Origin of the sequence: Sphingomonas trueperi, assembly GCF_011927635.1 — a bacterium.
GTDB lineage: Bacteria > Pseudomonadota > Alphaproteobacteria > Sphingomonadales > Sphingomonadaceae > Sphingomonas > Sphingomonas trueperi.
Window position 1 is genome coordinate 82474 of record NZ_JAATJB010000015.1, and the last position, 21506, is coordinate 103979.

At 68.3% G+C, this 21506-nt stretch carries 15 protein-coding genes; 4 read left to right on the top strand and 11 right to left on the bottom strand.

The annotated features are described in order from the left end of the window. From GGR89_RS18865 to GGR89_RS18875, 3 genes are all read right to left on the bottom strand, one after another. Complete coding sequence (locus GGR89_RS18865) at positions 1-471, bottom strand: hypothetical protein (protein WP_125977702.1); 471 nt, start codon at positions 469-471, stop codon at positions 1-3. Positions 472-595: 124 nt separating this feature from the next. Continuing rightward, the gene (locus GGR89_RS18870) at positions 596-1516 is read right to left on the bottom strand and encodes an ankyrin repeat domain-containing protein (protein ID WP_125977704.1); all 921 of its coding nucleotides are present in this window, start codon (positions 1514-1516) and stop codon (positions 596-598) included. 34 nt (positions 1517-1550) lie between these two features. Then, entirely contained in the window at positions 1551-2474 is a 924-nt protein-coding gene (locus GGR89_RS18875; protein ID WP_125977706.1) for a Tle-like phospholipase domain-containing protein, read from the bottom strand. A 179-nt stretch (positions 2475-2653) separates the two neighbouring features. Between GGR89_RS18875 and GGR89_RS18880 the strand changes: the two genes are divergently transcribed. Then, positions 2654-3505 (top strand): DUF1521 domain-containing protein, encoded by an 852-nt coding sequence (locus GGR89_RS18880; protein ID WP_164542717.1) that lies wholly within the window; start codon positions 2654-2656, stop codon positions 3503-3505. Positions 3506-3767: 262 nt separating this feature from the next. On the opposite strand, the gene GGR89_RS18885 is transcribed toward GGR89_RS18880, so the two are convergent. Together GGR89_RS18885 and GGR89_RS18890 are read right to left on the bottom strand one after the other, a co-directional pair. Beyond that, the gene (locus GGR89_RS18885) at positions 3768-5501 is read right to left on the bottom strand and encodes an MFS transporter (RefSeq protein WP_125977710.1); all 1734 of its coding nucleotides are present in this window, start codon (positions 5499-5501) and stop codon (positions 3768-3770) included. 55 nt (positions 5502-5556) lie between these two features. Continuing rightward, a complete protein-coding gene (locus tag GGR89_RS18890) occupies positions 5557-7017 on the bottom strand; it encodes a DcaP family trimeric outer membrane transporter (RefSeq protein ID WP_241218066.1) in 1461 nt (486 codons plus the stop codon). 187 nt (positions 7018-7204) lie between these two features. On the opposite strand from GGR89_RS18890, the gene acs reads away from it, so the two are divergent. Together acs and GGR89_RS18900 are read left to right on the top strand one after the other, a co-directional pair. Further along, the gene (acs, locus tag GGR89_RS18895) at positions 7205-9154 is read left to right on the top strand and encodes an acetate--CoA ligase (protein WP_125977712.1); all 1950 of its coding nucleotides are present in this window, start codon (positions 7205-7207) and stop codon (positions 9152-9154) included. Positions 9155-9167: 13 nt separating this feature from the next. Further along, on the top strand, positions 9168-9812 hold the full coding sequence (locus tag GGR89_RS18900; RefSeq protein ID WP_125977714.1) for a response regulator transcription factor: 645 nt from the start codon (positions 9168-9170) through the stop codon (positions 9810-9812). On the opposite strand, the gene GGR89_RS18905 is transcribed toward GGR89_RS18900, so the two are convergent. From GGR89_RS18905 to GGR89_RS18930, 6 genes are all read right to left on the bottom strand, one after another. Then, complete coding sequence (locus GGR89_RS18905) at positions 9789-13127, bottom strand: hybrid sensor histidine kinase/response regulator (RefSeq protein WP_209092389.1); 3339 nt, start codon at positions 13125-13127, stop codon at positions 9789-9791. The two genes, GGR89_RS18900 and GGR89_RS18905, sit on opposite strands and share 24 nt — an antisense overlap. A gap of 398 nt (positions 13128-13525) precedes the next feature. After that, the gene (gene pcaF, locus GGR89_RS18910) at positions 13526-14728 is read right to left on the bottom strand and encodes a 3-oxoadipyl-CoA thiolase (protein WP_125977716.1); all 1203 of its coding nucleotides are present in this window, start codon (positions 14726-14728) and stop codon (positions 13526-13528) included. A 70-nt stretch (positions 14729-14798) separates the two neighbouring features. Then, positions 14799-15137, bottom strand: a complete 339-nt coding sequence (locus GGR89_RS18915) for a hypothetical protein (protein WP_125977718.1) — start codon at positions 15135-15137, stop codon at positions 14799-14801. Between the two features lie 258 nt (positions 15138-15395). After that, a complete protein-coding gene (locus GGR89_RS18920) occupies positions 15396-17027 on the bottom strand; it encodes an amidohydrolase (protein WP_125977720.1) in 1632 nt (543 codons plus the stop codon). Positions 17028-17093: 66 nt separating this feature from the next. Next, positions 17094-20210, bottom strand: coding sequence for a TonB-dependent receptor plug domain-containing protein (locus GGR89_RS18925; protein ID WP_241218067.1), 3117 nt, complete (start codon positions 20208-20210; stop codon positions 17094-17096). 231 nt (positions 20211-20441) lie between these two features. Further along, entirely contained in the window at positions 20442-20942 is a 501-nt protein-coding gene (locus GGR89_RS18930) for an Lrp/AsnC family transcriptional regulator (protein ID WP_125977722.1), read from the bottom strand. A 152-nt stretch (positions 20943-21094) separates the two neighbouring features. Between GGR89_RS18930 and GGR89_RS18935 the strand changes: the two genes are divergently transcribed. After that, complete coding sequence (locus tag GGR89_RS18935; RefSeq protein WP_206434333.1) at positions 21095-21496, top strand: hypothetical protein; 402 nt, start codon at positions 21095-21097, stop codon at positions 21494-21496. The last annotated feature ends 10 nt before the right edge of the window (positions 21497-21506 follow it).

Sequence of the window (21506 nt, forward strand, 5' to 3'; positions counted from 1 at the left end):
TCAGCGGCCGACCCGCGTCGGATCTTCGCGCAGCTGGAAGAGGGCGGAGTCGATCGTTGCGATGACCTTGTCGCTATCGCTCATGCCGGGCCGACCATCGGGATCGAGCGGCGCATTGCCGAGACCGGAAAGCCGATCGAGCACGTCGCTGGTGGGGCTGGCCGCGACCAGCGACGCGACTTCGCTGGTGAAGTCGTGCAGCGCTCGCGACAGCCGCCCTGCATCGGCCGGGCCAGCATTCAGCGTTGCGGCGAGATCGCGTGCGACGCCTTCGATGCCATAGGCGTCCCCAGCCTGCAGCGGCGACCGGTCGCCCTGCGCGAGACCCAATGCGCGGGTCACGGTACCGGCGACGCGGTTGGCGAGTGTCGTCATCGCCTGGCCGGCAAGCGCGCCTGGCGTGGTTCCGGTCTGGCCGACAGCACTGATCGCGTTGAACCGCGGGCCGCCGATGCCAACGGGCTGGGTCATGACCGAATCTCGTCCGTCGAAAGCAACATGCCAGCCTGGATAGCGGCTTGGGCAGCTCGGCGCGCTCCACGAATCGCTTAGGCGATGTTCCGGAGGGGAGCGCGCCCATCTCCTGCTGGTGGCATCAGCGCTTCGCAGAGCGTATCCGCTCCAGCACCGTCGGCGCGACGGTCATCCCCGCGTGTGCCATCTCGGCCGTCGGCCACGCGCCGCTCGCCACCTGCGCCTTGACCATCGCACGGTCGGGCGGGGGCCAGCCCAGGCCGGCGTTGCGCGCACGCTCCAGCAGGCGGGCGCGGGCGGCGCGCATCTCGGGACTGGTGAAGATCAACGGCGGTTCGAGCAGTGCGTGCGCGGCCATGCTGCCGTCGTCGGCGACGCTCCACAGCGTACCGCCCCTGTCCACCAGCAACTCGGCGATCTCCGCCTGTTCGGCATCCATCGCCCTGCGGACGGGATCGATACCGAAGCGGTCGGTCCAGCGCGGATCGGCGCCGTGGCGGAGCAAGGTCATCACCCCGCCGAGATGGCCGAAGCTGATCGCGCTGCGCATCGGATCCTCGCCGCCCCGGGCTTGCGGATCGGGCGAGGCACCGGCGGCGAGCAGTTGCTCGGCCATGGTGGGGGCGTCCGCCAGGATGGCGAGCGACAGCGCGTTGCCGCGCTTTACCCCGTCCTTGGGCATGCCTGCGGCGAACAGCATCGTCGCCGCGTCAGCGTCGCAGCGCGCCACGGCCAAGGTGAGCAGATCGCCATATTGGCCGGCGGGCGGCTGCGGAACTTTCGGGTCGTCGAGCACTGCGGTGGTGATCAGCCGCGGGTCGCGCGCCAGCATCGCGCGTGCATCGTCGACACGCCCGTCGAAGATCGCCTCGGCGACCGCGCGGCCGGAGGCGCCGTTGTTTAGATGCGCAAGGACGCGAATACGGTCGGGCAGCACCACCGAGGCGCGCTTGGTATAGCAACTGGGCGCGGCGGCCATGCATCCTCCGATCGGGGCGGTCGCCAGCATCAGCGCGGCGAGGATGCGGATGCGGCGGTTCACAAGGCCATGCTGTAGGGAGTGGGGGAGCCCCGGGTCAATGTGCGCCCAGGCTGCTTTGCACCCAGTCCATCTGGTGCCGGGCCACCGGCGTGTCCTGATACCAAGGCTGGCCGGCGGGCTGCTTGGCGTCGAGCGGGATGCGCGTGCCATAGGCTTCGGGCGCGTCGGCAAAGATCGCGCTGGGGATGCCGCCGAGGATCGCTCCGACAATCCGGTCGCCGCCATCCTGGATCGCCGAGAGGATCTCGCCGCGGACATAGAAGGCCGCGATCCTGGGGGCAGGCGCATCGCCGCGGATCGCGCCGGCCTGGTGGATCGTCGCGTCGCTGAGCCCGGCGGCATTGAAGGTCTGCGCGTCGCGTCCGCTCGCCAGCGCCGCCGCCGAGGCGAGACCGCCGCCCAGCGAATGGCCGGTGATCGTCACCTGCGCCTCCGGATGGCGCCCGATCGCCTTCGCGATCATCAGCGCGCGGGTATATTGATCGGAAGGCAAGCCTACTCCCTGTTGGGCATTGGCCTTCCAGTCGCTGCCGCCGGTGGTGCCGCGAAAGCTCACGACATAATTGGGGCCACCATCGCCCTCCGCCACATAGACGCGGGCGCGGAAGCTGCTCTGCGGCGAGGTCAGGTCCTCCGCGCGGAGGCCGAGTTGTGCCAGGTCGTCGCTGCTCGCGACGCGGTAGCCGGCGGGTGGGGCAGGAGTGTCGTTGTAAACGTCCGCCGCCATCGCCGCGAGGTCGATGGTGGAAGGTCCGCCGGTCCGTTCGGCCGCGAGCTGTGGGGCTTCGCTGCGAACGAACTGGACCGGCGGCGTGAGCTGCTGCCAGGCAAGCAGCTCGCGCGGGGGCAGGTGACGGGCCTGGAAATCGTCGTTCGCGGCGCGCTGCCGCGACGTCGAGATCGCCGAAGAGGACCCGATGCCGGTGGGTCGCGAGAGCTGGTCAGCTGCCGACATCATGTTCGTGGTTCCCCGTCGAAGGCCGTCGCGTGCCTCGATGCCATCGCCGGCACGGTTCGTCGCTAGACGATTCGTTTAGGCGGCCTACGCGATCCGGCGATGCCGCAGCGGGGCAGGGCATGGGACGCAGTAGCCTACCAACGGGCTCGCACCCAATCGCCTTTCTCAGGAGCATGGACATGACGACGATCTCGACCGCCGCCTCGACTCCGTTCGCCGCCGCGCAACTGGCGCTGGCCGGCGGCGTGCTCGCCCAGCAGTTCAACCCGCTCGGCGCCAGCGCCTATGCCAGCGCGATGCTGCCGTCGCTGCTGTCGATCCAGCTGGGCACGATGGCGGGCGCCGGGCAGCTCCAGCCCCAGGCGGGCTTCACCGCCCAGGCCACCGGCCAGAGTACCGCGCGCGTCGACCTGGGCGACGGCTATCACCTCGCCATCGACGAGCGGAACAGCGAAATGACGATCGTCAACGAGAAGACCGGCCAGAGCACCCGCGTGTGGGGCGATCCGCATGTCGACGTGAACGGCAAGCACCAGTTCGACTTCTACGGCACGACGACGTTCGAACTCGACAACGGCACCAAGATCACGGTCAATACCGAGCAGGCCAAGGGCAATCCCAACGTCTATTTCGCCAGCCAGGTGGTGGTGACGCGCGGCGCCAATGCGGTGGTGATCGACGGCATCAGCCAGCAGCAGCTGGGCGATCTGGCGGTCAGCGTCTCGACCAACGGCTATGCGCTGGATGCCGCCCATCGCGACGGCTTCACCGTGCTCGAGTCGTCGGGCGGCTGGCAGACCGAGCTGGGCGAGACGGTAACGCAGGCCGATGCCGACCTGACCAGGCCGGGCCAGATGTACGGGCCCGACAGCGACATGCCGAGCCTTTCCGAACTGGGCAGCGCGATCGGCGGTTTCCTGCTGTTCGGCAGCCTGTTGGGGGCGGCGTTCGATATCAACGCGTCTTTCCGAGCCGCCAGCTCGAACATGGATCGCGCGGCGCTTCCCACGCCAATCTGGCCCTATGCCTGACAGGGCAGGCGATGGGCGATGCTAGAGCGTTTTTACCATGGGTGAAGACGCTCTAGATGTTTGGTTGCCGCATTTTCCGAGCCGTTCGCCGTACACGGTCAACTTGAAAATGCGCTGGCTGATTTCCCGAAGCGAGTGCCGCCGCATCCGCCGGCGCCATGAGCCTCGCCGGCAAGACGGGGGAAGCCGCCCGCCGCAAGGGAGAGGCCCCCGGGGAAACGATCCCCGAGGGCCCTTCGTTTGCGTGGCAATATAGGGCGGATCAGCCGTCGACGTTGCGCCGGAAGGTCTCTGGCAGGAAGATCAACCCGAACACCAGCGTCGCCGCCGCCACCACCACGGGATACCAGAAGCCGTGATAGATGTTGCCGTTGGCGGCGACCATCGCGAAGCCGATCGCCGGCAGCAGCCCACCCAGCCAGCCATTGCCGATATGATAGGGCAGCGACATCGAGGTGTAGCGGATGCGGCTGGGGAACAGCTCCACCAGCATCGCCGCGATCGGTCCATAGACCATGGTGACCAGCAGCACGAGGTAGAAGAGCAGCGCCACGACCAGCGGCTTGTTCATCGCCGCGGGATCGGCCTTGGTCGGATAGCCGACCTTGGCGAGCTCGCCGGTGACGGCGGGCTTGGCCGGATCGCTGCCCTTGGCGGGCACGGCGGGGGCGCCGACGACTTGGGCGGTGAAGGCGGCGATCGCCTTCTTGCGCGCGTCGCCGCTTACCTGGCGCGGATCGGGCGCGGTAAACTGCTTGCCGCCGATGGTGATGGTGGCGAGCGTGCCGGGCGCCGCCTTCACATTCTCATAGTTCACGCCGGCCTTGGCGAGCGCGTTCTTGACGATGTCGCAGCTGGTCGTGTCGAACTTGTTCTGGCCGACGGGATCGAACTGCGACGAGCATTCGCCCGGATCGGCGGTGACGGTGACCGGGGCCGAGGCCAGCGCGCGGGCCAGCGCCGGATTGGCTGCGTTGGTCAGCGCGTGGAACACCGGGAACAGGGTCAGCGTCGCCAGCGCGCAGCCGGTGAGGATGATCGGCTTGCGGCCGATCTTGTCGGACAGCCAGCCGAAGAACAGGAAGAAGGGGGTTCCCAGCAGCAGCGCGGTGATCGTGAGCATGTTGGCGGTGAGCCCGTCGACCTTCAGCATCTTTTCGAGGAAGAACAGCGCGTAGAGTTGGCCGGTGTACCAGATCACCGCCTGGCCGGCGATCGCGCCGAAAAAGGCGATGAGCACGATCCGCAGGTTCTTCCACTGGCCGAAGGCTTCGGTAAGCGGCGCCTTGGAGGCGGTGCCTTCGGCCTTCATCTTCTTGAACACCGGGGATTCGTGCAGCTTCAGGCGAAGCCATAGGCCGACGGCGAGGAACAGGCCGGAGAGCAGATAGGGTACGCGCCAGCCCCAGGCCTTGAACGCTTCCTCGCCCACGCCGGTGACCGGCGAGCGGACGGTGATGACGATCAGCAGCGCCATGGCGAGGCCCGCGGTGGCGGTGATCTGGATCCAGCTGGTGTAGAAGCCGCGCTTCCCCTCCGGTGCATGCTCGGCGACATAGGTGGCGGCCCCGCCATATTCGCCGCCCAGTGCCAGGCCCTGGAACATGCGCAGCACCACCAGCAGGATCGGTGCCGCGACGCCGGCCGTCTTGTAGGTGGGCAGGCAGCCGACCAGGAAGGTGGAAAGCCCCATCACCAGCAGCGTGATGATGAAGGTGTAGCGCCGCCCGACCATGTCGCCGATCCGCCCGAACACCAGCGCGCCGAACGGCCGCACGATGAAGCCGGCGGCGAACACCAGCAGCGCCATGATGAACGAGGTGGTGGGGTTGAGCCCGGTGAGGAACTGCGCGGCGATGATCGTCGTCAGCAGCCCGTAGAGATAGAAATCATACCATTCGAACACCGTGCCGAGCGAACTGGCGGTGATCACCAGTTTCTCGCTTCGGGTCGCCTCGTGATGCCGTGGCAAGGCATCGTCAACGCTGGTTGCCATCGCATTCTCTCCTCGTTCGGCGGGTCCGTGCCGCCCGTTGTTCGGACGGTTCGGTTCAGAACCCGTATTTTGCGGCGAACTCTACACGCTCCAGGCGCCCCTTCTGCCCGGAAACCAGCTCGCGTTCGCCGTGGCGGAATTCGATGCCGAGATCGACATTCTTGACCGGCGAAGTGAACAGGTTCCCTGCGATGCTGAAGGCACGCTTGTTGTACGCGGCGATACTGGCAAGCGGCAGCGCGCTTGCATAGTCGACCTGTTGGAAAGATCCGATCAGGTTCGCGCGCCACTGGGCGGCCAGCGGCACCCGTACCGCCACCAGCCCGGCCAGCACCTTCACATGCTTCAGCCGGCCGGTCGCCGGCATGAGGACGGCATCGGGCGCGAAGTTCAGCCCGACATAGCGGCTGATATCCCGGCCATAGGTGACCATCGCGCGCAGATCGGCCGATTTGGCGGCGTTGAGCCAGAGCTTGCCGGCGGCGGACACGCCATAGCCGGCCTGAGTGCGGCCGGTGCCGCTCGCTTCCAACCGGACCTGGCGCATCAGCCCTGCCAGCGACAACTCACCACGACTTGAGATGAGGTTTAGCCGCGCGGTGGCGTCGGGCAGATGATCGGTACCGTTCTCGACCAGCGCGGGGCCGTCGAGCGTGGCGGTCGCGCTTTCCGGATTTTCCACCGCCACGCTGAGCGTCACAGCCTTGGAGAGCGGCGCCGCGTAGCGGATCTGGGGCTGGCGGGCGAAGACGGTGCCCTCGGTCGCGCCGACATAATCGGTGCTTTCGGGCAGCGCGCCGACATATTGGAAGTTGGTCCATTCCTGGCCGATCAGCAGGCGATCGACCTGCAGCCAGGCGCGGCGCAGCGCCAGCGTATAGCCATTGGTGGTGCGCTGCGATCCACCGCCGCTGATCGCCGGGGCGGCGTTGGAATCCACCTGGAAGTCGGTTTCGACATAACCCAGTACGCGGTGCCCGGCGACGGTGGAGGCGAGGTTGACCGCGAGCTGGGTCTGCTTGGCGCCGAAATCGGTATCGGTCGTGCCCTCCGCACTGCCCACCGGGATGGTCTGCGGCAGGTAGAAGTCGCGGCCGAGCGAGTTGGTGGCGACTGCGCCATTGGCGAAATGGCTGCTCGCGGCGACCAGCTTGACGAAGCCGGTGAGCTTGATGGTGGTATTGCCGCTGCGCATGCCCTCCGGCGCGGGCTTTGCCTCCAGCGCGGCGAGCTTGGCGGCGGTGGCCTCGCTTCTGGTCACTGCCGCCTGGGCGGCTTCGGCGAGCTGTGCTGCCCGCGCGGCGCTGGCGGCGCCTTCGGCATCGGTCTGGGCGCGGCTCGCCTGGAGTGCGGTGCGCAGTTCGGCCAGTTCGGCCTCCATTTTCGCGAGCCGCGCTTCGAGCGCCGCCTCGCGCGCGCTGGGCCCGGCACGGCGCTGTGCCTGCGCGGCCATCGGGGACAGGAGCGCGGTTGCGCCCAACAGCGCCGCCACGAAGGCGGCTTTCGATCCAGCCATCTTACTCTCCTGGAACATTCGTTTTTTTCTGGGCCTGACTGTCCCGCAATCGAGACGTCGCCGACAGAAGGACCATGGTCGGGGGAGGGGCGACGATGGTCGGGGGTCCGGCTGCGCCCGGCGGGCGCTATGCAGCGGAAAAGCGCGGCGACCCACGACCCGCCGCCCGCACGCGAAGGAGAGCGCCATGTCCGAAGCCATCCACCCCGTGCCCGAAGCCTGGGCGAAGAACGCGCTGATCAATGCCGATCGCTATGCCGAGCTCTACCGTCAGTCGGTGGAGGATCCGGACGGCTTCTGGCGGCAGGAGGCGCAGCGGCTCGACTGGCTCACCCCCTTCACGCGGGTGCAGCGGACCAGCTTCGACGAGGCCGATTTCGGCATTCGCTGGTTCGAGGACGGCGCGCTCAACATCGCCGCCAACTGCCTCGACCGGCACCTCGCGGTGCGCGGCGATGCGATCGCGATCCTGTGGGAAAGCGACGATCCGAGCGAGCCCGAGCGGCGGATCAGCTACCGCCAGCTCCACGCCGAGGTGTGCCGCTTCGCCAACCTGCTCAAGGCGCGCGGCGTGGGGCGCGGCGACCGGGTGACGCTGTACCTGCCGATGGTGCCCGAAGCAGCCGTCGCGATGCTCGCCTGCGCGCGGATCGGCGCGATCCACTCGATCGTCTTCGCCGGCTTCTCGCCCGACGCGCTGGCCGGGCGCATCCTCGATTGCGGCTCGCGGCTGGTGGTGACCGCCGACGAGGGGCTGCGCGGCGGGCGGCGGGTGCCGCTCAAGGCCAATGTCGACGAGGCGCTGACCCATTGCCGCGATGTCGACAGCGTCATCGTGCTTCGCCGCACCGGCGCGGACGTCGCCATGCAGGCCGGTCGCGACGTCGACTGGCACGAAGGCGTCGCGTCTCAGCCTGCGGAGTGCCCGCCCGAAGCGATGAACGCCGAGGATCCGCTGTTCATCCTCTACACCTCGGGTTCCACCGGCAAGCCCAAGGGGGTGCTGCACACCACCGGCGGCTATGCGGTGTGGGCGTCGATGACCCACCAATATGTGTTCGATTATCGCCCGGGGCAGATCTTCTGGTGCGCGGCCGATATCGGCTGGGTCACCGGGCACAGCTATGTCGTCTACGGCCCGCTGATCAACGGCGCGACCACGGTGATGTTCGAAGGCGTGCCCAACTGGCCCGATCCCTCGCGCTTCTGGCAGGTGGTCGACAAGTTCGGGGTGGAGATCTTCTACGGCGCGCCCACGGCGCTGCGCGCGCTGATGCGGGAAGGCGATCACTGGGTGCAGAAGACCCGCCGGTCGTCGCTCCGGCTGCTCGGTTCGGTCGGCGAGCCGATCAACCCGGAGGCGTGGGAATGGTATCACCGGGTCGTCGGCGAGGGGCGCTGCCCGATCGTCGACACTTGGTGGCAGACCGAGACCGGCGCGGCGATGATCACTCCGCTGCCCGGGGCGACCGATCTCAAGCCCGGATCGGCGAGCAAGCCGATGTTCGGCGTCGCCCCGCAGCTGGTCGATAGCGAGGGCAAGGTACTGGAAGGCGCGACCGAAGGCTGCCTGGTGCTCACCCAGAGCTGGCCGGGCCAGATGCGCGGGGTGTGGGGCGATCCGGAGCGCTTCTTCCAGACCTATTTCACGACGTTTCCCGGCAAATATTTCACCGGCGACGGCTGCCGCCGCGACGCCGACGGCTATTACTGGATCACCGGCCGCATCGACGATGTGATCAACGTCTCCGGCCACCGCATGGGAACCGCCGAGATCGAGAGCGCGCTGGTGGCGCACGAGGCGGTTGCCGAGGCGGCGGTGGTCGGAATGCCGCACGCGATCAAGGGGCAGGGCATCTATGCCTATGTCACGACCAATGCCGAAGTGGAACCCGACGAAGCGCTGCGCCGCGCGCTGGTGCAATGGGTGCGGCACGAGATCGGGCCGATCGCCACGCCCGACGTGATCCAGTTCGCGCCCGGCCTGCCCAAGACGCGGAGCGGCAAGATCATGCGGCGCATTCTTCGCAAGATCGCGGAGAACGAAACCTCGAACCTAGGGGATATTTCTACCTTGGCGGACCCGTCGGTGGTCGCCACCTTGATCGCCGACCGTCCGCAGCTCGCGGAGGCATGAACCGGAGGGGAATGTGGCCGCCGCCATCCTGATCGCCGACGATCACCCGCTGTTCCGTCAGGCGCTCGGCCTCGCGGTCGCCCGGGTGCGGCCGGAGGCGCGGGTGGTGGAGGCCGGCACGCTCGCCGCCGCCGCGCGCGCGGTCGAAGACGTGCAGGGGGCGGGCGACGCGCTGGACCTGATCCTGCTCGACCTGAAGATGCCAGGCGCCGTCGGCTATTCGGGGATCGCGCTGCTCCATGCCGAACGCCCCGGCGTGCCGATCCTGGTCGTCTCCAGCGCCGAGGGTGCGGCGGCGGCCGAGGAGGCGCGGGCGTTCGGCGCGGTGGGCTTCCTGCGTAAGGACAGCGATCTCGCCGCGATCGAGGCGGCGATCGCCAGGGCGCTGCACGGGCGGGCGCCGCCCGTCGAGCGTGCGCCGGACGATGCCGAGCTGGCGCCGGTCCGCGAAACGGTGGCCAGGCTGACCCCCACCGAACTGAAGGTGCTGCTCGCGGTGCTCGACGGTCAGCTCAACAAGCAGATCGCGCATGGGCTGGGCATCAGCGAAGCGACGGTGAAGGCGCACATGACGGTGATCATGCGCAAGCTCGACGTGCGCAACCGCACCCAGGCCGCGCTGGTCGCCCGCTCGCTAGGGCTGGACCTGTGCCACTGACACGCGATCGAGGAAGCGGCGCAGGGCCTCCGGGTCGATCGGCTTGGCATAGAGGCTGACATTGGCGGCGGCTGCTTGCGCCGTCAGCGCCGCGCCGCTTTCGGCGGTGACCAGCGCCGCCGGCAATCCCGGGCGCGTCTCTCGCAGCGCTGCGATCAGCGCCAGCCCGTCCAGGCTGTCCTCGCCCAGCCGCAGATCGGCGATCACCGCATCGAAGGGGCCCGGCGCCGCCAGCGCCGTCGCGCTATCCTGCGCGGCCACGGGCACATGCCCCAGCTGGCGCAGCAGCGTCACGCTTGCCTCGACGATGGCGGGATCGTCGTCGACCACCAGCAGCCGCAGCGATCGGCCCGAGGATGCCGGTGGCGCTGCGGTTGTGGCCACCGGCGCCGGCGCGGCATGGGCAGGCAGGCGCAGGCTAAACCGGCTGCCCCGCCCTGGCACCGAGCGGACCTCGATCGTGCCGCCGAGCAGCCGGGCGATGCGCGCGACCAGCGCCAGCCCCAGCCCCTGGCCCTCGACATCGACCGCGCCCAGCCGGGTGAACTCGCCGAAGATCGTGTCGAGCTGCGCCTCCGGAATGCCGACGCCGCTATCGACCACGTCGATCCGCCAGTCGCTCCCACGCCGCCGCACCCCGATCAGCACGCCACCTTTGGCGGTATAGCGCACGGCGTTGACCAGCAGGTTCTGGATCACCGAGCGCACCAGCCCGGAATCGCTGTGGATCGCGCCGGGCAGAGGGCCGATCCGCAGCTTCAGCCCCTTCGCCTCGGCCATCGGCCGCAGCTCCTCGGCAAGCTCGGTGAGCAAGGGGGCGAGGGCGATCGACTCAAGGGTCGGCTGCACGCCGCCGGCATCGAGCTTGCTGATGTCGAGCAGCGCGCGCAGCAGCTCCTCGGCGCCGCGGATCGAGCCGTCGAGCCGGGCGAGGATCGGCCGCATCGTCGGCGCGATGTCGCGCTCCAGCGCCGCCGCGAACAGCCGGGCGGCGTGGAGCGGCTGGAGCAGGTCATGACTTGCGGCGGCGAGGAAGCGGGTCTTGTCGCGATCCGCCTCGGCGAGCCGGCGATTGGCCTCGGAGAGCTCGTGAGTCCGCGCCTCGACGCGATCCTCCAGCGCCTCCAGCGTCTCGCGCAGCGCGGCGCGGGCGCGGGCTTCGCTGGTCACGTCGGTAAAGCTCATGACATAGCCGCCGCCGGGCATCGGCCCGCCCACCGTCTTGATCACCCGCCCGTCGGCGCGGGTCCGCTCGAAGCTGTGCTCGAGCCCGCGGCGGAGATGTTCGAGCCGTTTCTCGACATGGAAATCGGCCCCGCCCGGTCCGAAATCGCCGCGCCGGGCATTATGGCGGATGAGGTCGGCGACCGGCGTGCCCACGCGCACCATCCCCTCGGGATAGTCGAACAGCTCGAGATAACGGCTGTTCCAGGCGACGAGGTGGAGATCGGCATCGACGACGCTGACTCCGGCGTCCATATTCTCGAAGGTTGCGGCGAGCAGCGCGCGCGAGAAGCGCAGCGACTGGCCGCCTTCGTCGAGCAGGCGGGTGACCTGGTCGAGCCGCATCGTGCCCCCGGAGAGCGCCGAGGCGATCAGTGCGCGGGCGGACGAGGCACCGATCACCCGGGCGATCAACGCCTGCGCGCGCCGGGCGGCCTTGGCGTCGATCCGCTGGTCGCTCTCCTCGGCGAATTCGGCCAGCGCGCGTTCCTCCCCGACGAAGCTGGCGGTCAGCCGGCGCAGCTCGGCGATCGTGGTGATCCGGCGCTGGTCGCGGAGGAAGCGGGGCAGGGCAGGCGGCCCCATCCTTCGGGCGGCAAGCACCGCGAAGGCGAGCAGGTTGCCGCCCAGGCTCCACAGCGCGCCGTGCACCAGCGGCGAGAGCCCCTGCACGCCGAGCAGCGCCAACGGATCGAGCAGGGTGCCGGCCAGCGCGTCGAGCACCGCCTGGGGCAGCACCGGCGGCAGAGCCAGCGTATAGAGCCACAACAGCATGCCGGTCCCCAGGCTGGCGCGGGCGGCGAGCGGATCATTGTCCCGCCGAAGCGCGGCGAGGATCAGGTGCGGGGTATATTGGGCGGTCGCTGCAAACGCGATGAGCCCGATCGAAGCGAGCGAGTTGCGCGCCGAGATCGCCAGCCCCCAGCCCAGTGCTGCCAGCATCACCGCCGCGATCGAGGCGCGCCGCACCGCCAGCATCCGCCGCCCGATCCGTCCGGCGCCGTCCGGCAGTCCGCGCCGGAGCATGCTGGGGAAGATCAGGTCGTTCGAGACCATGGTGGCGAGCGCATTGGCCTCCACCACCGCCATCGAGGCGGCGGCGCTGATCCCGCCGACCAGCGCGATGCTGAGCACCAGCGGCGATCCGATGGCGGCGGGCAGCGCCAGCACATAGACGTCGGGGGTGGTCGCCGGCGGCAGGATCGTCAGCCCTGCCAGCGCGATCGGCAGCACTAGAACCGCCATCAGCGCGATATAGGCTGCGAAACCGAAGCGTGCGCGCACTAGGTCTCCGGGACCGCGCGCCTCGACCAGCCCCATGTAGAATTGGCGCGGCAGCCCGATGATCGCCAGCGCGGCGATCAGCCCGATCACCAGCGTGTCGATCGAAAGATGCTCGGCGCGGAACAGCGCGGCGAAGCGCGCCACCCCGGCAAGCGCGCGCTGCTCGCCCTGGCGGAGGATCACGTGCACCGCGAGCAACGTCACCGCCAGCAGCGCGAGCAGCTTCACCAGCGAATCGAGCCCGATCGCGTAGAGCAATCCCTCGCTCCGCCCGGCCAGCTCGAAGCGGCGGGCGCCGTAGAGGATGGCGAAGAGTGCGAACAGCGCGGCGGCCGCGATCATCACCGGCTGCTCCAGGGCGACGCCCGATCCGATGCGCAGCGCGATGCCGATCGAGCGCAGCTGCAAGGCGATATAGGGCACCGAGCCGAGCAGCGCGATCACCGTCACCAGCCGGGCGACCATGATGTCGCTGCCGAAGCGCGCGGCGATGAAATCGGAAACGGTGGTCGCCCGCTCGGCGGACACGGCCTCGCCCAGCCGCTGGAAGAAGCCGGGTGCGAACAGCAGCGCCAGGACAGGGGCGGCATAGATCGGCAGATAGTTCCAACCGTCGCGACCCACGCTGCCCACCGCGCCGTAGAAGGTCCAGCTCGAACAATAGACGCCGAGCGCCAGCGTATAGGCCGCGGTGCGGAGCGGCGATCGGGCGGCGATGGCCGCGCGCCGCTCGGCGATCGCTGCCACGCAGAACAGCGCGAGCACCAGCCCCAACGCCAGCAGGGCGGCAGCCTCCGCGCCGATCATGCTGTGCCTCTCCTCCTCCCGCGCGTCTCGGGCGCGGCCGTTCCGGATTGAGCGTGCAAGCTTGCATGTTCCGAATGTCGCGTCGAGCCCGCTGACGATCGAATGCGCTGCGCCGGTGGGTGCCATTCCCGCACGAGCTCGGCTGCTCGGCGCCGAGGGCATGCTTGTGAGGACGGCAACACTGGCGCGCCTATGTGCGGGCCGGTGCCGCGAAATGCGCCTGGGCGCATTTCCAAACAGGCGCTTGGGTCATGGAAAAATCACTATCGTGAAAGCATCGTCGAAGGCTCCCATCTCAAAGCGGTTGGTCTCCGACGGACGTCGGCAACATTCCGGGAATGGATGGGCTTCAGGCCTCTGCTGCGTTTCTCGGCAAAGGACTTCGGCTTCGTCTTTCCTCAAACCCTTTCGAGCATCAATGCGATCCCCTGGCCCACGCCGACGCACATGAACGCCATGGCGTAGCGGCCGCCGGTGCGGTGCAGTTCCTCGACGGCGGTCATCACGATCCGTGCGCCGGACATGCCGAGCGGATGGCCGAGCGCGATCGCGCCGCCGTTGCGGTTGACGCGGGGGTCGTCCGGGCGAATGCCGAGCGTGCGCAACGTGGCGATCGCCTGGCTGGCAAAGGCCTCGTTGAGCTCGATCACGTCGAGCTGGTCGAGCGGGACGCCCGTCAGGCGGCACAGCTTGCGCGCCGCCTCGATGGGGCCGACACCCATGATGCGCGGCGCGATCCCCGTCGCTGCCATGCCCAGCACCCGGGCGCGAGGGCTGAGCCCGTGCGCGTGCGCCGCCGCCTCGCTGGCGAGCAGCATCGCCGCCGCGCCGTCGTTGAGACCCGAGGCATTGCCGGCAGTGACCGTGCCGTCCGGCCGGACGACCGGCTTCAGCCGGGCGAGCGCCTCCAGGCTGGTGGCCCGCGGATGCTCGTCCTGCGCGAAGAGGATCGGCTCGCCCTTGGGCTGGGGCACCGCGACCGGCACGATCTCCACCGCGAGGCGACCGCTGGCGATCGCCGCCGCGGTCTTTGCCTGGCTGGCGAGCGCGAAGGCGTCCTGGTCTTCGCGCTTCACCTGCCAGTGGTCGGCGACGTTCTCGCCGGTCTGCGGCATCGTGTCGACGCCGTAGCCGGCACGCAGCAGCGGGTTGACGAAGCGCCAGCCGAGCGTGGTGTCCTCGATCTTCTGGGCGCGATCGAAGGAGCTCGCGGCCTTGCCGAGCACATAGGGCGCACGGGTCATGCTCTCGACGCCGCCGGCAATCACCAGCTGGGCATCGCCGGCGCGGATCGCCTGGGCCGCGATGCCGACTGCGTTGAGCCCCGATCCGCAGAGCCGGTTGACGGTCACCCCGGGCACCGCCTCGGGCAGGCCGGAGAGCAGCACCGCCATGCGCGCGACGTTGCGATTGTCCTCGCCCGCCTGGTTGGCGCAGCCGAGCAGCACGTCGTCGACCGCTTCCCAATCGACCCGGCCGTTGCGTTCGGCGAGCGCGCGGAGCGGGATGGCGGCGAGATCGTCGGCGCGGATCGTCGACAGCGCGCCGTTGAGCTTGCCGATCGGGGTGCGGATGGCGTCGCAGACAAAGGCGTGGCGCATTACGGGTCCTGGCTGGAGGGCGTGGCGGACGGGGTATACGGCATGCGGCTCGTCGATCGCGATCGCGCGGTCAGCGCTGCTTCTTCGCGGTGGTCGCGGTGAAATCGGGGTCCTTGTTCGCCACCCAGTCGACGAACTTCCGGACGTTGGGATTCGCCAGCAGCGCCTCGACATCGTTGCCGTGGCGCTGCAGTTCGGCGTTGGTGAAGTTGGCGATCAGCGTCTGCTGGCAGATCGCATGCATCGGCACGACATCGCGCCCGCCGCGGCTCTTCGGCACCGGATGGTGCCAGACGGTCGTCTTGCCCATAGGCCGTCCGCACAGCCAGCACTGCAAAGCTGCTTCGGGCGGTTCCTCCACACGAAGCAGCTCGCCATAGGGGTCTTTCTTCGACTGTCTGCGGTTCATGGGCAACGGTCCTACCCGCTTTGGCGACCCGCCGCTACAGGCCGCGCAGCGCCGCGCTCTGGTCGAGCACCGCGCCGCCCGCAGGTCGACGCCGAGCACCGACACGGTGATGCTGTCGCCGACCTCGAGGCCCAGCGCGGCCGCCGGATCGTCTTCCAGCGCGACGGGTAGCAGCGTGGGCCGAGAGCAAGAGCGCAGCTTGCAAGCCCCGCCCGAGCGCGTGCCGGCACCGGGCGCGGCACGCGAACCCGGCGAGGCTCATTCGGTCTTGAGGTTCGGATATTTGATGCCGAGCTGGTCGAGATAGGTCGGGTACTTCTTGGGATCATAGTAGAACGGCTTCATCTTGGGCCGCAGGCGCTCCATCAGTTCCTGGTTGAGGTGGATGGCGGGCTGATCGGTGGGGGCGACCACCGGGTCATATTTCTGGTCCTTGAGCTGCACGTCGCGAAAATAGGCCTTGGCGTCGGCGAGCAGCTTGGGATCGGTCATCAGGTCGAGCACGGTCAGCGATACCGCCTTGGCGCCGGCAACCGCGCCCTTGTGCGCGATCGGCGTCGCCATCGCGATCGCTGAGAGAACGTTATGGCCGATCATGCTGGGAATGTTCGACGGGAAGCGGATGGTGATCGTCGGCACCGTCCACATGATGTCGCCGATATCGTCCGACCCGCCGCCCAGCGAGCGCTCGCGGGTCTCCGGCGTGGAGAGCGGGCCGATCTCGGTCGGCAGCGGCTTCAGCGTGCGCCCGTTCGCCTGCTGCACGGCCTTGGCGAAGGCCTGGTCGTCGGCGGTCCAGGCCGGCATGCCGATCGCCTTGATGTTGGCATAGGCCGCCTCGGCCATCGGCTTGTTGGCGAAATTGGGCGCGGCATAGCCGAGCAGATGGCGTTCGACGGTGGTGCCGGTGGCCTTGGCCGCGGCCTCCGAAATCTCGTTGCCGAGATTGTACAGATTGCGGACGCTGTCGAAATTCTGCTCGCGGAAATAATACCAGACCGAGGCGAGGTCCGGCACGATGTTCGGCTGCCCGCCGCCATTGGTGATCACATAGTGCGAACGCTGGGTGACGGGGAGATGCTCGCGGCGGAAGTTCCACGCCGTGTCCATGATCTCGACGCCGTCGAGCGCGCTGCGCCCCTCCCAGGGCATCCCGGCGGCGTGGGCGGTCTTGCCGTGGAAGGTATATTCCACCGATACCAGCGCGTTGTTGCCGAGATTGCCGTATGCCGTGCCGAAATCGCTGCTGACATGGGTGAAGATCGTCGCGTCGACATCCTTGAACAGCCCGGCCTTGACGTAGAAGGCCTTGGCGCCGAGCAGTTCCTCGGCGACGCCGGGCCACAGCATCAGCCGGCCGGAAATGTGGTTCTTTTCCATCACCGCCTTGGTGGCGATCGCCGCGGCGATGATCAGCGGCATGCCGGCATTATGCCCCTCGCCATGGCCGGGTGCGCCCGGCACCAGCGGCTTGAGCGTCGGCGAGCCCGGCACCTGCGAGAGGCCGAGCAGGCAGTCGACGTCGCTGCCTAGTGCGATCAGCGGCCCGCCGGTGCCCCAGGTCGCGGTCCAGGCCGTGGGCATGCCGGCGACGCCCTTGGTGATCGTGAAGCCGTTCTTGGCCAGGATGCCGGTCAGATACTCCATCGTTTGATATTCCTGGAAACCCGGCTCGGCGAAGCTGAACACCGAATCCACCATCTCCTGCACCAGCTTGGCATGGCCATCGATGTTGGCGACGGCATCGGCCTTCATCTGGGCGAGCTTGGGATCGGCGACCGCTGCCTGCGGGGCCGGCGGACCGGCGGGGCGGGGCGCGGCGACCGCGATCTGGGTGAGGGTGGTGCTCGCGATCAGCGCGGTCGCGAGGGTGCGGGACAAGAGGGTCATGGCCAGTCTCTCCTGGGGGTAAGGAAGCGGGAGCCGGGCGCGCGCGATCGGCGACGCCCGGCGACGTCAGAAGTGGAAGCGCACGCCCAGCCGGTAGACCCGGCCGAGCACGTCGTAGAGGTTGCGGTTGGTCTGCGGATAGGCCGGGGTGTTGTTGCCGGTGGGCCCGTTGCCGACGAGCACCGGGTCGGTATCGAACAGGTTGCGGATCGACAGGAAGCCCTGGAAGTTCACCCGCCCGACCGCGAACTCGCGATTGGCCTGCAGGTCGAAATAGATCGCGCCGGCGATGCGATTGGTGTTGACCGTCCGGTTGGCGACGGTCGAGACCGGGCAGTCGGTGGAGCAGACGACATAGCTGTTGTCGTACACCCCGCTGCTCACGCCGCGGCCGACCAGCTGGAAGGTCCAGCGATCCACGTCGTACCCCGCCGAGAAGCGATAGCTCCAGTCGGGCAGGCTGCCCGAATTCTGCCCCGCCGCCTCGGTGGGCACGTCGATGCCGTTGTTGGTGTAGAGGCTGAGGTTGCGCGTCACCAGCGCGCGCAGCGTCGCCTTGCCGGCACCCAGATTGCGGCGATAGCTCAGCTCGAAGTCGATGCCCTTGGAGAGGATCGAGACGAAGTTGGTCGGCTTCAGCTCGATATTGGTGATCGCGAGCCCCGCACCCGTCGCGCCGCGCCCGCCGGTGGTAGTGATCGCCGCGCAGGCCGCGGCATTGGCCTGCTCATAGCATTGGGTGACCAGCGTCTGCGCGGTGATCGTGTTGATCGCGCCGCCCAGCTTGATCCGGTAAAAGTCGACCGAGGCCGCTAGACCGGGCACGAAGCTGGGGGTGAACACCGCGCCCACGCCCAGCGTCTTGGCGATCTCGGGATTCAGCGCGGGGTTGCCGATCGTCGCCTCAAGGAACTGGTCGGTCCGCTGGGCGCCATTGGCCAGCGGCACGTTGACCGTGTTGGTGCGGCCGGTGGCGGCGGCGAACAGCTCGCCCAGATTGGGTGCGCGGATGTCGCGCGAATAGGTGGCGCGCAGCTTGATGTCCGGGATCGGCTGCCAGGTGGCCCCGGCCTTCCAGGTGGTGACGCTGCCCGAGGTGGAATAGTCGGTCACGCGCAGCGCGCCGTTGAAGTCGGCGCCCTTGAACAGCGGCACCAGCGTCTCGGCATAGGCTTCCTTGACCGTATAATGGCCGAAGCTGGGCAGGTAATTGCCGTAGATCCAGGTGGGCGTGGAGACGCCGTTGACCAGGCTCGGCTGGAACAGCGGGTCGACATAGCCCGACACTGCCTCGCGCCGCCATTCCCCGCCGAAAGCGAGCGAGATCGGCCCCGCCCATAGGTCGACCAGGTTGTTGGTCGAGAAGTTGAGTGCTGCCACGTCCTGCTTGAGCGTCTGGTACCGCAGCGGCTGCTGGCCGTCGTAGAAGATATAGTCGAGCGCCGCCTGGCTGACGCCGCCGACGCCGATCCGGTTGATCGGCACGCAGCCATTGCTCGGACTGGTCAGCGTCGAGCGGCAGACGATCGTGCCCGCGGCGATGCCGGCGCTGTTGCCGGCGGGGGCGACCACCGCGTCGGTCGCCAGCGCGAGGCGAGTGACGTTCCAGGCGTTGGTCAGCAGCTCCTGCGTCTTGGTGACGCCCTTCTGGTAATAGCCGCTCCACGCCCAGTCGATCGGCCCGACGACGAACTTGCCGCTGCCGCCGAGCACATAGCGATAGACTTCGCGGCTATTGTCGCTGCCCTGCGGCGGGATGCCGGCATTGCTGGTGCCGATCGCGATGGTGGAGATCCGGCTCGCCGCCGCGACCGAGGCGTTATAGGCGCTCACCTGGTTGAGGAAGGACTGCGGCAGATAGGCGTTGACCAGCCCGCCATTGGCGGCGGTGGGCGCGACCTGGATGGTCACGCCGGTCGAGGGCGTCTGCTGATAATAGCTCTGGCCCTGATAGCGGCTGTACGCGACCTGGGCGTAGAGCTCGATCGCGTCGGAAAAGGCGTAGCTCGCCCGCCCGAAGCCGCTGCCGCGCGTCTCGGCGGGGAGCAGGGTGGCGCTGCCGAGATGGCCCTGACGAGTCAGCTTATAGTCGCCGCCCACCATCCACTGGCCGTTGACCTGGCCGAAGGCGAGTGTTCCGGTGGTTGCCTTGCCGGTGGCCGGATCGATCGTGCCGAAATAGGTGCCGCGGAACGGGCCGGTGCTGATCAGGCCGCCAGGGGTGAACTGGCTGGTGCCGATGCCCCCCTGGATCAGGCGCGCCGGATAGCAGATCGTCGCGGCGTTGCTGTCGCTGCAGGCCGCCGCCGAATAGGCGGGGTTGTCGATCTGGAAGAAGCCGGCATCGTTCCAGTCGCGGTCGATCGACTGGATGCCATATTGCTTGAAATATTCGCCGCTGGCGAGGAGGTGGCCCTTGCCCCCGGCGAACGGCGTGCCTGCGGTGAGCGACACCTTGTGGTTCGGGCCGTCGCCATAGGTGGTGATGCCATATTCATAGTCGCCCGAGACGCCCTTGAATTCCTTGTCGAGGATGAAGTTGACCACGCCCGAGACCGCGTCCGAGCCATAGGCCGAGGAGGCGCCGCCGGTGACGACCTCGACGCGCTTGATCAGCGCCTGGGGGAAGGTGTTGACGTCGACCACGCCGTTGGTCGCCGAGGCGACCGAGCGCTGGCCGTCGAACAGGACCAGCGTGCGATTGGCGCCGAGCGCGCGCAGATTGACCGAGGCGATGCCCGCCAGACCGTTGCTCAGCGAGCCGTTGGAATTCGCCGCCGTCGATCCGCCGCGCACCGCGGGCAGCGTGTTGACGAGATCAGCGATGTTGGCCGGCGCCTCGGTCTGGATCTCCTTGCTGCTGATCACGCTGACCGGGGTCGGCGCGCTGTACCCGTCGCGTTCGATACGCGTGCCGGTGACGACGATGTCGCCGCCCGGATCGGCGATCGGTTCGCCGGTGAGCGGATCGACCGGGATCTCCGGCTTGCCGCCCGGCGTGTTGGTGGTCTGCCCTTCGGCCGGCGCCGACTTGTCGGGGCCGCGCGCCTCGATCTGTGCGAAGGCCGATCCCGACCAGGCGAGGCAAAGGATCAGCGCGCCCGGCGCGACCGCGGCGAAGCGGACGCGGCGCTGGATGCTGGACGGACGCGCGGATGCGCGGCCGATGCGACTCTCGTGCATGTTGTGAACCCCCGTGGTGACGTGGCGTCTCTCCCGCGTGGTTGGTTCGTCCTGCCTCGGGTGCGTTCCGTCGTTGCGTCGCCCCTATTATGCGATGCAGTGTAGCGAAAGCGCATCTTCGCTTCCCGGCAAAGAATGCAGCCGGGAGCCGGCTGCTTGATGGAATCGAACGTAAATTGGGCGGCAAGCGCCCGATTTGTGCGCAGCAACCCTTTGCATTGAAGCTTAGTGTCAGGGGTGGCGAATGGAGTCGAGCACTACCGGCGCCACGATCCGCCGCTCCACCGATCGCATCAGGAAGCTGCTGCGGATGCGCGCGACATGCGGCAGAGTCGACAGCTCGCGCCGGTAGACGCGGTCATAATCCTCGAACGAGCGGACATGGATCATCATGATGAAGTCCGTCTCGCCCGAGACGAAGCTGCAGAACGACATCGAAGGACAGCGTACCACTGCCGATTCGAACTCGTTCAACGCCTGCTCCGCCTGCGAGCTGAGCTCGATCGAGACCAGCACGTCGATGCCATAGCCCAAGGCCGCCATGTTGAGTTCGGCGGTATAGCCCCGGATCACGCCGCGATCCTCGAGGATCTTGCGCCGCCGCGCGGTTGCCGTGCTCGACAGATGGACGCGTTCGCCCAGCGCCACATCCGAACTGCGGCCGTCGTACACGAGGTGGTTGAGGATGCGGAGATCGGTACCGTCGAGATCGCTGGTGGTGGAATTGTTCATCTGGCGCCCCTTCCGTTGAACAAATCGATCAATCTGCTGTGAAAAGTTGTGCATATTTGTTGGGATGCACAACGGCTTCTGCGGTTAGGATGCGGCGGCGCAGCACCACAATGGGGAGATCGGGCATGCGGGGGCGGGTAAGCGGAAGGGCGATGGCGATTTGGCTGGCGGCGAGTGCCGCCGCGCTGCCGGCGCAGGCGCAGGAAGCGCCGCTGCTGCCGGTGAAAGCGGTGCCGGCGGAGGGCCGCATCCTGTTCACGCTGCCCCGCCCGGACGCCGATGGCGTCGCCGGCCGCTTCCTTTATGCGACGACGATGCGCAGCGGGCTGGGCTCGGCCAATCTGCGCATCGATCGCGGCATGGTCGGCCCCGAACAGATCCTCGCCTTTCGCCGCATCGGCAAGAAGGTGGCGGTGACCTTCGAGAACTGGCGCTTCCGCGCGACCGGCGATGCCGCGGTGGCCGAGGGTGAACCGCGCCGGGTTTGCCGGAGGCTCCAACTCCTGAGAAGGTGGAGCCTGTATGAGCAAGACGACGAACAAGTTTTCTCCTGAGGTCCGCGAG

Excerpts from the sequence above, each read along its gene's own strand:
- GGR89_RS18915 (WP_125977718.1), bottom strand. The coding sequence starts at position 15,137 with ATGAACCGCAGACAGTCGAAGAAAGACCCCTATGGCGAGCTGCTTCGT.
- GGR89_RS18875 (WP_125977706.1), bottom strand. The coding sequence starts at position 2,474 with ATGATGTCGGCAGCTGACCAGCTCTCGCGACCCACCGGCATCGGGTCC.
- GGR89_RS18930 (WP_125977722.1), bottom strand. The coding sequence starts at position 20,942 with ATGAACAATTCCACCACCAGCGATCTCGACGGTACCGATCTCCGCATC.
- GGR89_RS18890 (WP_241218066.1), bottom strand. The coding sequence starts at position 7,017 with ATGGCTGGATCGAAAGCCGCCTTCGTGGCGGCGCTGTTGGGCGCAACC.
- GGR89_RS18905 (WP_209092389.1), bottom strand. The coding sequence starts at position 13,127 with ATGATCGGCGCGGAGGCTGCCGCCCTGCTGGCGTTGGGGCTGGTGCTC.
- GGR89_RS18935 (WP_206434333.1), top strand. The coding sequence starts at position 21,095 with ATGGCGATTTGGCTGGCGGCGAGTGCCGCCGCGCTGCCGGCGCAGGCG.
- GGR89_RS18880 (WP_164542717.1), top strand. The coding sequence starts at position 2,654 with ATGACGACGATCTCGACCGCCGCCTCGACTCCGTTCGCCGCCGCGCAA.
- GGR89_RS18885 (WP_125977710.1), bottom strand. The coding sequence starts at position 5,501 with ATGGCAACCAGCGTTGACGATGCCTTGCCACGGCATCACGAGGCGACC.
- GGR89_RS18925 (WP_241218067.1), bottom strand. The coding sequence starts at position 20,210 with ATGCACGAGAGTCGCATCGGCCGCGCATCCGCGCGTCCGTCCAGCATC.
- GGR89_RS18920 (WP_125977720.1), bottom strand. The coding sequence starts at position 17,027 with ATGACCCTCTTGTCCCGCACCCTCGCGACCGCGCTGATCGCGAGCACC.
- GGR89_RS18865 (WP_125977702.1), bottom strand. The coding sequence starts at position 471 with ATGACCCAGCCCGTTGGCATCGGCGGCCCGCGGTTCAACGCGATCAGT.
- acs (WP_125977712.1), top strand. The coding sequence starts at position 7,205 with ATGTCCGAAGCCATCCACCCCGTGCCCGAAGCCTGGGCGAAGAACGCG.
- pcaF (WP_125977716.1), bottom strand. The coding sequence starts at position 14,728 with ATGCGCCACGCCTTTGTCTGCGACGCCATCCGCACCCCGATCGGCAAG.